Annotated in this window: 13 protein-coding genes; 8 read left to right on the top strand and 5 right to left on the bottom strand. The window is 42.3% G+C overall.

All coding sequences use genetic code 11. From position 1 onward, the window contains the following. Positions 1 to 4 precede the first annotated feature (4 nt). Both RT143_RS02980 and rpsU read right to left on the bottom strand, forming a co-directional pair. Positions 5 to 451, bottom strand: coding sequence for a GatB/YqeY domain-containing protein (locus RT143_RS02980; protein WP_138018538.1), 447 nt, complete (start codon positions 449 to 451; stop codon positions 5 to 7). Positions 452 to 582: 131 nt separating this feature from the next. Next, a complete protein-coding gene (gene rpsU, locus RT143_RS02975; protein ID WP_007115522.1) occupies positions 583 to 798 on the bottom strand; it encodes a 30S ribosomal protein S21 in 216 nt (71 codons plus the stop codon). A gap of 538 nt (positions 799 to 1,336) precedes the next feature. Between rpsU and RT143_RS02970 the strand changes: the two genes are divergently transcribed. The 3 genes from RT143_RS02970 (at position 1,337) to RT143_RS02960 (ending at position 2,922) form a co-directional block, all read left to right on the top strand. Next, a complete protein-coding gene (locus RT143_RS02970) occupies positions 1,337 to 1,837 on the top strand; it encodes a c-type cytochrome (protein WP_313091041.1) in 501 nt (166 codons plus the stop codon). Positions 1,838 to 2,059: 222 nt separating this feature from the next. Then, a complete protein-coding gene (gene ybaK, locus RT143_RS02965; RefSeq protein ID WP_007115525.1) occupies positions 2,060 to 2,530 on the top strand; it encodes a Cys-tRNA(Pro) deacylase in 471 nt (156 codons plus the stop codon). A gap of 11 nt (positions 2,531 to 2,541) precedes the next feature. Beyond that, positions 2,542 to 2,922 (top strand): 5-carboxymethyl-2-hydroxymuconate Delta-isomerase, encoded by a 381-nt coding sequence (locus RT143_RS02960; protein ID WP_313091039.1) that lies wholly within the window; start codon positions 2,542 to 2,544, stop codon positions 2,920 to 2,922. A 190-nt stretch (positions 2,923 to 3,112) separates the two neighbouring features. Here RT143_RS02960 and RT143_RS02955 read toward each other — a convergent pair whose 3' ends face one another. Then, positions 3,113 to 3,391, bottom strand: coding sequence for a hypothetical protein (locus tag RT143_RS02955; RefSeq protein ID WP_313091037.1), 279 nt, complete (start codon positions 3,389 to 3,391; stop codon positions 3,113 to 3,115). A gap of 236 nt (positions 3,392 to 3,627) precedes the next feature. On the opposite strand from RT143_RS02955, the gene fadB reads away from it, so the two are divergent. From fadB to RT143_RS02935, 4 genes are all read left to right on the top strand, one after another. Next, positions 3,628 to 5,784 (top strand): fatty acid oxidation complex subunit alpha FadB, encoded by a 2,157-nt coding sequence (gene fadB, locus RT143_RS02950; protein WP_313091035.1) that lies wholly within the window; start codon positions 3,628 to 3,630, stop codon positions 5,782 to 5,784. Positions 5,785 to 5,814: 30 nt separating this feature from the next. Continuing rightward, positions 5,815 to 6,987 (top strand): acetyl-CoA C-acyltransferase FadA, encoded by a 1,173-nt coding sequence (gene fadA, locus RT143_RS02945; RefSeq protein WP_007115528.1) that lies wholly within the window; start codon positions 5,815 to 5,817, stop codon positions 6,985 to 6,987. 165 nt (positions 6,988 to 7,152) lie between these two features. Next, entirely contained in the window at positions 7,153 to 8,475 is a 1,323-nt protein-coding gene (gene paeA / locus RT143_RS02940; RefSeq protein ID WP_050324660.1) for a polyamine export protein PaeA, read from the top strand. 136 nt (positions 8,476 to 8,611) lie between these two features. After that, positions 8,612 to 9,529, top strand: coding sequence for a LysR family transcriptional regulator (locus tag RT143_RS02935; protein WP_313091033.1), 918 nt, complete (start codon positions 8,612 to 8,614; stop codon positions 9,527 to 9,529). Between the two features lie 156 nt (positions 9,530 to 9,685). Here the strand turns inward: RT143_RS02935 and RT143_RS02930 are convergent, their stop codons facing one another. Further along, a complete protein-coding gene (locus RT143_RS02930) occupies positions 9,686 to 10,249 on the bottom strand; it encodes a DUF2382 domain-containing protein (RefSeq protein ID WP_313091031.1) in 564 nt (187 codons plus the stop codon). A 172-nt stretch (positions 10,250 to 10,421) separates the two neighbouring features. After that, positions 10,422 to 11,255 carry a DUF2382 domain-containing protein gene (locus RT143_RS02925; RefSeq protein ID WP_313091029.1) on the bottom strand — a complete coding sequence of 278 codons (834 nt, stop codon included), beginning with the start codon at positions 11,253 to 11,255 and terminating at the stop codon, positions 10,422 to 10,424. Between the two features lie 496 nt (positions 11,256 to 11,751). Between RT143_RS02925 and RT143_RS02920 the strand changes: the two genes are divergently transcribed. Next, the gene (locus RT143_RS02920; protein WP_313091028.1) at positions 11,752 to 12,393 is read left to right on the top strand and encodes a DUF1294 domain-containing protein; all 642 of its coding nucleotides are present in this window, start codon (positions 11,752 to 11,754) and stop codon (positions 12,391 to 12,393) included. Positions 12,394 to 12,533 lie beyond the last annotated feature (140 nt).

Here is a 12,533-nt window from a genome sequence, read left to right as displayed (position 1 = left end):
AGGGTTAACCCAATGTCGCTTTGACCAACTTTGAGATCAAAGCGGGGTCAGCGCGACCTGCGGTTTTGACTTTTAACGCATTCATCACAGCGCCCATTTGCTGCATTGAAGTGGCACCTTGCTCAGCAATTTCAGCAGCTACCAGATTGGCAATTTCTGCTTCACTCATGGGTTGTGGCAAGAATTGACTAATCACATCAATCTCGAATTGTTCTTTTTGTGCCAAGTCTTCCCGACCATTGGCGGCAAAAATCGCGAGCGACTCTTGGCGCTGCTTGGTTTGCTTTTGTAAGATGTCTAGTACACCTGGATCATCGAGCGTTATTTGGCGGTCAATTTCGATTTGTTTTATCACCGCTTGTACGTTGCGTAGCACTTTAACTTTTTCAAGCTCACGCGCTTTCATGGCGGTTTTGACCACATCGGTCAGGGTGTCTTTTATGGTAGTCATGGTTTTAACGCTCCCTAATGTTAGCTAATGGCGTTTTTAAAATTGTGGTTAGCAACATAGCATAAAAAAATCCACTTAACAAAGTGGATTTTATCATTTACTGGTATTGGGTTGTCTGTCGACAAATTACCTTAGTAAAGACGAGTCGTGCGTACTGATTCACGTGACATTTTCTTTTTGTAACGTTTTACCGCAGCTGCTTTTTTGCGTTTACGTTCTTGAGTTGGTTTTTCATAGAACTCATGTTTACGTACATCTGCTAAAATACCGGCTTTTTCACAAGCACGTTTAAAGCGGCGAATTGCGATATCTACAGGTTCGTTCTCTTTTACCTTTACTGCTGGCATGTAGACTCCTTAAGTCTAGGCTTATTGATAGACAGTTACCGTGCTATCAACAAAGCGGGGTTAGTGGGTCAGGAACATTAATCCGGCTGTATAGGTGATTATTAGCCAACCTACCCATGGTTTGGCATCAGCTCAGATTAGGATAAAAATAGGTGCGAATTTTAACTAAATATTGCATGTAAGTCAATGTAAATTTTAGCTTTTTCATAACCTGTTAAATTAAAAAATCCTCCTCCTAGCCAATTGCCCTATTTTATCTAGCCAGTAAAAAAATTTTGCCGGTTAGCGTAACAAAATACACAATGATAGTAATGATTTAGCAAGGTGGCTTTAAAATGTTATTTTATTCATACCGCAGTAATGCTAATATAGTCACTAATTCTCATGTGATAACAACATACTGCTAAATGTCGTACTAGCCATTTGCCAGTCGACATTACCACGTAAAACATTACCATGCAAAAACAGTTTGTAGGGCTATTAAAAATTTATACATTGATGTGAAATTAGATTTCACCTTATTTGAAAGGAAAAGGTTATGCTACCGATATCAACACGCAATGCCACGCTAGCCAGTCTTATGCTTGCCTTAGGTCTTACCATGAGCGCATGTAGTAAGCATGAGTCAGCTGAAAGCAAACCAACCGAAGAAATTGCCGCACAGCAAGGTGAAATCGCTCGTGCAAACCATCCCATGCCAGTGGCTTCACAGCCTGCTTCATTTGTACCACCAACAGCCGCCTCAGCCGCTGCCACCACGACGACAGCAACCGCTACCCCAGTTTCTGCTGATGCTGGTGAAAAATTGTTTGGTAGTGTGTGTACCACTTGTCACACAGCAGGCTTGATGGGCGCACCAAAACTTGCTGATAAAGCCGCTTGGGCACCTCGCATTGCGCAAGGTAAAGACACGCTTTATAAACACGCCATCGGCGGCTATCAAGGAAAATCCGGTGTAATGCCAGCCAAAGGCGGTAGTCAAGCCTCTGATGATGAAGTAAAAGCTGCCGTCGATTATATGGTCTCAAAAGCAAGCTAATGGGTAATGCGCCATTTATAAAATAAAGGCTATACATTAAAGCCTATGCAACAACTAGTATCTAGCACTTTACTAAATCCAGTCACTAGTAAACCAGTCACTAGCAAAATAGTTGGCTGGTTTTTTTATACGTTTTTTATACCCAATGTGCTTTGTTTTAACCCGCAGTTTGGTTATGATGAATGACTATGTTCAATCACCAAACCCTGTTAAGAAACCGCTATGACACCTGCCGTTAATCTTGCCAAAAAACTAAAAATCAACTTCCAATTACATGAATACCATCATGACGCTCATAGTGAAAGCTATGGGCTTGAAGCAGCAGAAAAACTACAAGTTGAGCCAAAGCGGGTATTTAAAACTTTGGTGGTGCAAGATGACAACGACAAACTCGCTGTTGCGATACTGCCTGTTGAGCATTTATTAAACCTAAAAAAAATCGCCAAGGCCATTGGCAGTAAAAAAGCACAAATGGCAGACCCTAAATTGGTAGAACGTACCACAGGCTATGTGCTAGGTGGGGTAAGCCCGCTCGGTCAAAAAAAACGCCTGCCCACGGTCATCGATCAGTCGGCACAACACTTTGCGACCATTTATTGTAGTGGCGGTAGACGCGGCTTGGAGATTGAGTTGTCACCGTCGGATTTAGCAGGCGCAGTAAACGCCAAGTTTGCAGATTTAATTCAAGAGTAAAGGATAACACCATGCCCAATGTCATTATTGAAGTGAGTCACGACCACATTATTAGTCAGCCCGATAACCTATTAGCGCGGGTCAATGATACGCTATGGCAGTCTGGCAACTTTAAGCTACAAAGTGATATCAAATCACGTATCTACTACCCAAACCACGTATTGGTGGGACTGAGCGATAGCGGAGATGAAGCCTTTGTTATGGCGCATTTTTATCTGATGCCAGGGCGTGATGACGCTACCATTCAATCATTAGCGCAGCGCATTGCCGATGCTATCAAAGCGCATCTGCAGGAATTCGAAAGTGAGGTACCTGTTGGTAGTTTACAGATTTGCGTCAATTCCACCATTCTAAGCACCAATTATGTCAAGCAGTATGTCGAATTCAAATAAAGAATTTAGTGATAAAAATTGGCTACTTTAAGCACATTTTTGCTGACTTTTGCCAACTGGTAAGATAGTAAGTTTAGCAACAAAACCTGCAGCGGCGCCGTTGCTGGCCATCAAATTGCGTGCGATGCGGATGGTGTAGTTGCCTGATTGTGGCAAGCAGCCTTGATAGACAATACCGCCTTTGCCCCCATCAAAGTTTCCCGTAGGAGATATGATAACACCGACCATTGGCAAATTCAGCATAGCCCCTACGAGGCATCAATACTAAGCTTGCATATTGATTTTTGCTAGCGTTGAATTGGTAAAGCAGGCTGTCTTGTTTGGGCGATAATTGACCAACCCACATTTTACTGGTTTGGTTTTTGCCAAAATGGATAACGGTCTGTACGGGTGTGGCATTGAGCGGGTGGGTCATCCCCAATAAAGATAAGACAGTGACCAACCGATAAGGTTTTAAAAATTTTGCCATGTTTTTAGCTTACTATGAGAAATCTGCAAGATACAAATAAGGATACACAACGGCTAGCCAATGACTAAACAGTCATTTGCGTTATTCTCAACTTATCGCAAACATAGTAAACTAGTCAAGATTTTGTTTTGTCTGCGGTATGTAAAAATTTTAACAAGCATCTTTTAAAGACATCGTGCAAAACATCATTTTTTCGGTTTTCCCCGTTGATTTCAACATAACTCAAGGAGTTAGCAATGATTTATCAAGGAAATAGCATCTCGGTATCGCTACTCGAAGACGGTATTGCTAAATTAAACTACGATAATCAAACTGAGAGCGTTAATAAATTTGACCAAGCCACCATCAAAGAATTTGGCGAAGCAGTCACGGCATTAGAACAATCTTCAGACGTTAAAGGTCTCATCGTTACTTCAGGAAAAAAAGTTTTCATCGCTGGTGCAGACATCACTGAATTTGTTGGTAACTTCAAAAAACCAGAAGGCGAGATTGCTTCTTGGGTATTTGACATCAACAAAACATTCAACCGTTTTGAAGATTTGCCTTTTCCAAAAGTTGCGGCAATCAATGGCGCATCCATGGGCGGTGGTACAGAGATGACGTTGGTGTGTGACTACCGTGTCATGAGTGACAAAGCTAGCATCGGTTTACCCGAAGTTAAATTGGGCATCTTCCCAGGCTTTGGTGGTTCAGTGCGCTTGCCACGTATCATCGGTATCGATAACGCTTTAGAAATCATCGCAACTGGCGAAGCACAAAAACCAGCCGCTGCATTGAAAGTCGGTATGGTGGATGCGGTTGTTGCCGCTGACCAGTTAGAGGCCTCAGCGATTGATTTAGTCAAAAAATGTATCGCAGGCGATCTAGATTGGAAAGCTCGCCATGACGAAAAAATCAATCCAGTAAAACTCAACGCCCTAGAACAAACCATGGCATTTAACTCAGCCAAAGGTGTATTGTTCTCAAAAGCCAATCCAGCCCAGTACCCAGCGCCAAAAATCGCCTTAGAGTCCATCGAAAGACACGTGAACCTACCACGTGACAAAGCGTTAGAAATTGAATCTGCAGGTTTTGCAAAAGCAGCAAAAACCCCACAAGCAGAAAGCCTAGTCGGTCTATTCTTAAACGACCAAGCGGTTCGTAAACTTGCTAAAACTCACAGCGCCAAAGCGCATGATATTAAAGAAGCTGCTGTATTGGGCGCAGGTATCATGGGTGGTGGTATCGCTTACCAAGCCGCCTCAAAAGGCTTGCCAATCATCATGAAAGACATCAAGGCAGAGCAACTTGACTTAGGTATGCGCGAGGCCAGCAAACACCTATCAAGCGGTATGGCACGCGGTAAAGTAACCCCAGCACAAATGGGCGAAACCTTAAGCCGTATCCGTCCTACGCTCAACTACGGTGATTTTGGTGAGACTGACATCGTGATTGAAGCGGTTGTTGAAAATCCAAAAGTTAAACACGCGGTATTAAAAGAAGTTGAAGGGCTAGTTAAAGACAACTGTATCCTAGCATCTAACACTTCGACCATCTCTATCACCTATTTAGCTTCGGTACTAGAGCGCCCAGAAAACTTCGTCGGCATGCACTTCTTTAACCCAGTCCATCGTATGCCCCTAGTTGAAGTAATTCGTGGTGAAAAATCAAGCGAAGAAGCGGTAGCGACTACGGTAGCGTTAGCAGAAAAAATGGGTAAAGTGCCCGTGGTGGTAAATGACTGCCCAGGCTTCTTAGTTAACCGCGTATTATTTCCTTACTTCGGTGCGTTTGACTTATTGATCAAACAAGGTGCTGACTTTGTTCAAATCGACAAAGTCATGGAAAAATTTGGTTGGCCAATGGGTCCTGCTTACTTGATGGACGTTGTGGGTATTGACACAGGCGTTCATGGGGCAGAAGTCATGGCGGAAGGCTTCCCAGACCGTATGAAACCAGACTACAAAGTGAGCGGTCAGATATTGTTTGAAGCCAATCGCTTAGGTCAAAAAAATGGCGTTGGTTTCTACAAATATGAAACGGATAAAAAAGGCAAGCCAGTTAAAACTGCCGATCCACAAACCGTTGAATTATTAAAACCCTTTATCGATGCGCCAAAACAGTTTGAAGACCAAGAAATCATCGATCGTTTGATGATTGCATTATGTAATGAAACGGTTCGCTGCTTAGAGGACAACATCGTATCGACGCCTGCAGAAGCAGACATGGCGATGATTATGGGTATTGGTTTCCCGCCATTCCGTGGTGGCCCATGCCGTTACATCGACCAAATCGGTCTACAAAATTACCTAGCCCTTTGCGACAAATACGCAAGCTTAGGTAAAGCCTATGAAGCGCCACAAATGATTCGTGATATGGCGGCAAATGGTAAAACTTTTTACCCACAAGCGTAATCGACGATTATAAATTTTAAGGAGAATAAAATGACTACATTAAGTCCAAAAGATGTCGTGATTGTCGATGGCGTTCGTACCGCAATGGGCAAATCAAAAAATGGTATGTTCCGCAATGTACGCGCTGACAGCATGTCTGCGGAGCTTGTTAAAGCCTTGGTAGCGCGTAACCCGTTTGATACCAAACTTGTAGAAGATGTCATCTGGGGCTGTGTCAACCAGACCCTAGAACAAGGCATGAACATCGGCCGCAACATCGGTTTATTGGCTGAATTACCACGTACTACGGCAGGTCAAACGGTCAACCGTTTATGCGGTTCATCCATGCAAGCGCTTCACACCGCAGCGGCACAAATCATGACCGGTCAAGGTGATGTGTTCATTATCGGCGGTGTTGAGCATATGGGTCACGTGGGTATGATGCACGGTATTGACATCAATCCAGAGGCTTCAAAATACTATGCAAAAGCCTCTAACATGATGGGTTTAACCGCTGAAATGCTTGGACGTATGAATAACATCAGCCGTCAAGAACAAGATGCGTTTGGTGTAGAATCACATCGCCGTGCCTGGGAAGCGACACAGCAAGGTCGTTTCAAAAACGAAATCATCGGCATTGAAGGTCATGACGAAAACGGTAACCTACAACTTTGCACCATCGATGAAGTGATTCGTCCCGATGCCAATATGCAATCATTTGCGGCATTACGCCCCGTATTTGATCCTAAAGGCGGTACCGTAACAGCTGCCACCTCATCAGCCTTATCTGATGGTGCATCTGCGATGCTTATCATGTCTGCGCAAAAAGCCAAAGATTTAGGTCTAACACCGCGCGCCCGTATTCGCGGTATGGCAGTTGCAGGCTGTGATGCCGCTATCATGGGTTATGGGCCAGTGCCTGCCACCAAAAAAGCCTTAAAACGCGCTGGCATGAGCATCGACGATATGCAAACCATCGAGCTAAACGAAGCATTTGCCGCACAAGGCTTATCAGTTCTTAAGGGCTTAAACCTACAAGACAAACTAGACATCGTTAACCTAAATGGTGGCGCTATTGCGTTAGGTCACCCACTAGGCTGTTCTGGTGCGCGTATCACCACCACACTTCTAAATGTGATGGAGCAACAAGACACCCAACTCGGTCTTGCCACTATGTGTATTGGTCTGGGTCAAGGGATTGCCACCATTATTGAACGTGTATAAGCAGTTTGTTGTAACAAAAACCCTTGATTTCAATCAAGGGTTTTTTTACGCGGCCAGTTTTCTTCACCCATGTTTTTTACTAATATTGCTTTACCATAAAGTCTAAGAAATTTTTTGCCAAATCTGTTATGTTGTCTAGATAAAATAGATAAATATAGGTGTATTGTGAGTTTATTCCAAAATCTACTAATTATTTGTATATTAGTGTTGATTTCCAGTTTTTTCTCCATCTCCGAAATTGCCTTGGCAGGTGCTAGGCGCATCAAGCTAAAGCTGTTGGCAGAATCGGGTGACAATCGCGCCAATAAAATTTTACATTTACAAGAAAATTCTGCCGAATTTTTTGCTACCTCACAAATAGGGCTAAATGCCGTGGCAATTTTGGGCGGTATTGTCGGTGAGTCTGCGCTTCGTCCCTACTTTATTGACCTTATTTCGCCATTTTATCAAGGCAAAATGCTTGATAATATCGGTTTTATAATGTCATTTTTGCTAGTCACTTTGTTGTTTATTTTGTTTGCTGATTTGATTCCCAAACGCATTGGCATGATTAACCCAGAACGCGTGGCGTTAGCGGTGATTGAGCCTGTCTTGTTGTCAATCAAAGTATTTAAGCCGCTGGCATGGATTATCAACGGGCTGGCAAATCTGATTTTTAGAATTTTCAAAATCAACATGGTAAGAGAAGAAAATATCACCTTTGATGATGTTTCTGCCGTGGTGGATGCAGGAGCGCAAGCGGGGGTATTGCTCAAGCAAGAACATCACTTTATCGAAAACGTTTTTGAGCTTGAAGAACGTAATGTGCCCTCTAGCATGACCACCCGTGAGGATGTGGTGTATTTCACCCTTGGCGAGTCTGAGCAAAGTATTCGCCAAAAAATCGCCAATTACCCGTATTCAAAATTTTTGGTATGTAAAGACCATATTGATGAAGTGATTGGGTATGTCGATACCAAAGATATTTTGGTAAAACTTCTTAGTAACCAGTCGCAAATTTTGCTCAATGAAACTACGATTCGTAATGTATTAATCATCCCCGATACCTTAACCTTATCCGAGCTGCTAGATCGTTTTCGCTCCAGTAAAGAAAAGTTTGCCGTGGTGATGAACGAGTATGCGCTCATTGTCGGTGTCATTACGCTATCTGATATCATGATGACAGTGATGGGAGATTGGGTCGCACCGATTGAAGATGAGCAGCAGATTATCCAGCGTGATGAATTCTCATGGCTGATTGAAGGTACCACGCCGATTGAAAACGTCAAACATGCGCTCGGTATCGAAGATTTTCCCGATTGGGACAATTATGAAACTTTAGCGGGTTTTATGATGTACAAACTGCGCAAAATTCCTCGCCCTGCGGATTTTGTTGAATATCAAGGTTATAAATTTGAAGTAGTCGATATTGATCATCATAAAATTGACCAGTTACTTGTGACGCGTAATTTCAAAGATGAAGAAGAGCACATTATCAGTGATAGTTAGTCAAAGTGATTGAGTAATACGGCCGCTTTGACTTGAAATTGATTAACTTTTTTCACGTTTCTTGTTAAAGTAGTTCATGGTTTCACCAAATCGTGAACTTTTTTCTTTTGGGCTTGGCAAACGGTAAAATTATTTTATGCTTGAAATCCGCCACCTTCAATTATTGACCGCACTACGTGAGCAAGGCTCGCTTGCTGCCGCGGCTGAGGACTTGTATGTCACGGCATCAGCGGTGTCCCATCAGCTCAAAGAAATCGAAAATTATTATGGTGTTAGCCTCGTCAATCGCCGCTCAAGACCGCTAAGCTTTACCCCAGCAGGCAAAGAAGTACTCAAACTTGCGGACAGTGTGCTACCGCAATTTAATCGTACCACCGCCAACCTTAAAAGACTGGGTCGTGGTCAAACGGGACAATTGCGTTTGGCCTCGGAATGTCATAGCTGTTTTGATTGGTTGATGCCTATCCTTAATCGTTATCGCAGGGAATGGCAAGATGTTGAGCTGGACTTTAGCTCAGGCTTTGAACCTGAGCCGCACCAAATGCTACTCGATGAAGAAATTGATGTGCTTATCACAGCCAGTCGCTTACCCTTGGAGGGAATCAGCTATCTGCCGTTATTCCAATATGAAAGTCGCTTGGTGTTGTCACCAACGCACCCATTAGTCGATAAAAAATTGCCGATTTTGCCAGAAGATTTGATTGATGAAACGCTCATCGTCTATCCTGTGGAAGCCAAGCGCCTTGATATCATCGCGCATTTTTTTGCCCCTGCAGGACTTGCGCCCAAGAAACTAAGAACCACAGAATTGACTGCCATGTTAATTCAGCTGGTTGCGAGTGAACGAGGGGTTGCCTCGTTACCAAATTGGGTGGTCAATGAATACGAAAAAAAAGGCTGGGTAATATCAAGAGCATTGGGGGAAGGCGTGTTTTGCCAGCTTTATGCGGCGACCCGTACCACAAGTAAAGAGGTGGCTTATATCCAAGGGTTTTTGGATTTACTGCCAGAGATTAGCCATAAATCTACAATACCCGCCCATCATCGAGCCTAATTGATTAAACCTAATCAATTAAAAATGCTGGGTGTGACATTTTGACCTTACTTTTATGTTGATGTATGCCACACCCAAATTACATACCAACACACGCCAACAAAAGACACACCAACAGAAGCTAAGGCGAGCTCATCCAAACAAAGTAGAAAGGAATTACTTTGAAGCTAGGTTAACCTCTTCAGGGGCGATATGCGTTGTCGCTAATACTGTTGGCTCATCGTATTCAACTTTTTCAGTGACCAATTCTTCATGACGCAATGTCACAGGAATTTGCGTTTCATGACTGACATTTTGGGTCATTAACTGTACTTTTTCCGCCACAATGGTTTCAATATTCACTTTCGCTGTTTGTTGAAGTAGAGGAATCTCAATCGGGGTATCGCCTAAAGTAATCGCTTGCCCATTCACCATCAACTGTGGCACATTGACGTTATTAGTAACCACACTAACTAAATTATCATGAGAGGCACTAGGCTGCGTAAACACATGTTCAATCACTAACACCTCTTGATTGAGTGTCACAGGAACATTAACTGTTTGGCTGATGATTTTTTTTGATAATTTAATATTGTCTTTGATAAATCGCTCAATTTGCACTTGGGGGCGTTCAGCCAATAGTTCTAAGGTGTTAGTGGTATCTTCACGAAGATCAACAGTTTTAACAATGTTATCATGAATAGGGGTGTCATGAGTGTTTAGTTCGGTAGTATTTGTCATCGGGTTTTTCATAAAGTGTTTTCCATTGCAAAGTTATTGTTCCAAAATCCTGTAATAATATATAACAACCACAAAAAAGGCAGATGAAATCATCTGCCTTTTTCAAGCCAATGGCAACACCGTTGGCAGAAGTTAAACTTTATAGTAATCAATTATCTAATGATATTAATTATTAAAGTTTACGGGGCGCATTTGGATCAATTGCAGGTGATACATTACCATCGACGGTATCAACACCCGTTACACGCTCAACGCCATCTTTTTGTACATCTAACTCTTCACGACGAACGGTTTCATTAAATGTCTCAGTGCGAGTTTGTGCCACTTTATCTACGTTAACTTCTTCAGTGACGTAAGTTTGTTTGTTGACATTTGCACGTTCTGCTTCCAGTTCGACCTGAATAGTAGCATTGTCATTATCACCAATGCTGCGGTCAGTAGGTCTGTTAACTGGCGTACGCTGGATATGCGCTTGTTCTTCAGTTAACTCAACGTTGACAGTGCGTGGCTCAGACACAACGTGTTTACCAACTTTTAGTAAACCCGCTACGATTTTGTCTTTATTGACTGAAATGCGTTCTTCAAGTAACTGCAATGTATTAGGTGATTGGTAGTCGTTATCAGTAAGCTTAACAGGTGTAGCAGCACGGTCAAATACGTGACGGTCACGAACCGTTTGTTCTTCAATACTGTAGTTGTAGTCAGGATCGTAGCTATCCATTGTCTCAACAGTATCTCGGCTGAGCGAATCAAAGTATACATTGTCGTCTTGAATACGAGCTAGACCCGCTGGTACTAAAACTTCTTTCGAGCTAAACCAGCCACCTACATCAACAATGAAATAGCGAATACGGCCTGTGCTCTCATCAACTAAAGCACCTTGAATACTACCCACTTTGTCGCCATTGGCGCCATAAGCGGTTTTACCAGTTGGATCAAAATAATCGTTACCTAAAAGGTCAACGTGGGTGTCTTGGATATCGCGTAAACGTATTAAACTTGCCATGGAAAAATCTCCTTTAGATATCTTATTGTTTATTTTTTATTAAGGTAGTTAAGTTAAAAACTAAATAAATATAAGATAGTTTTTTATAGTTAAATGAAAATTGTTATAATAAAATTTTTAAAATTCAACAAATTAGATGTTTCACAGCTACTTGGCTGTTGAAACAGATGCTTAATTGTTGAAATCGCCGATGAGAAAAACGATGAAAAATGCCATACGCTTAATCGTTCGACTTGCAAACAAGATTACTGAAAAAAGCTCCCATTAAGTAGTAGGATTTGATAAATTTTTGTTTAGAGGGTGTAATTGGCAGTTGTCTTAAGTAACTTTTGCAACCAAGCGTAAAAAAAATTGGCTTTTAGCAATAAATTAAAAACATATAAAAAAGTCGGGTAGAGCACTTAGCGCGAAACACCATTGCCCACCCAATAAGGCGTTATAAAAGATAAGTAATAAAAAATAATGAGTTATCAACATATATATTAGGTGATTTTTAATGACAAAGTATCAGGGCAAAATAACCCGCTGGCAAGATGACAAAGGCTTTGGGTTTATTGAGCGGACGGATAACAATTTACAAAACTCAGCCATCTTTTTTCATATCAGTGAATACCGAGCAAACCAACGTCCTGTGCTTAATGAAGCGGTAGTTTTTGAAATAGGGCAAGGCAGAGATGGCAAACCCTGCGCTGTCAACGTGCAGCAACAGACGTTTGTCAGACAAAAAGTTGCGCAACAAAATGCCCGCCAAGTTCGTCAAGCTCAAAACGATCTTAAAAATAAAACATTACTCACGTGGGTGGCTATTGGGGTGCTGTTTTTTGTGTTACTGACCGCTGTTGTGCTGGTTAAGCACTTACCCTTATGGATTATAGGTTGGTATTTTGCGATGAGCTTGGCGACCTATCTGCTGTACACGCATGATAAAAAAGCTGCGCAAAATGGTGATTGGCGCGTGCAAGAAGCGTCACTCCATAAGTTAGCTTTTGCTGGGGGTTGGGTAGGGGCGGCGTTTGCCCATTGGTTATTGCGCCATAAATCAACCAAGCCAGAATTTCGTAGGGCTTTTTACTTGACAGTAATGGGGAATCTCTTAGCTTTAGCAATCATAAGTTATATCAACATGAAAATTAGATGATTGCTTGATAGATTGATTGTTATAGGTCGATTGTTAAGCAAAAAAAATCCCTAATATAGATTAGGGATTTTTTTAGCATGAGACGATTAGATTAACTCAATGGCTAAGGCAACCGCTTCACCGCCACCGATACATAGGCT

This window comes from Moraxella sp. CTOTU48268, assembly GCF_032069585.1.
GTDB classification, from domain to species: domain Bacteria; phylum Pseudomonadota; class Gammaproteobacteria; order Pseudomonadales; family Moraxellaceae; genus Faucicola; species Faucicola cinerea.
The sequence above is the reverse complement of the archived record's forward strand: the minus strand, read 5'-3'. Positions and strand labels throughout refer to the sequence as shown.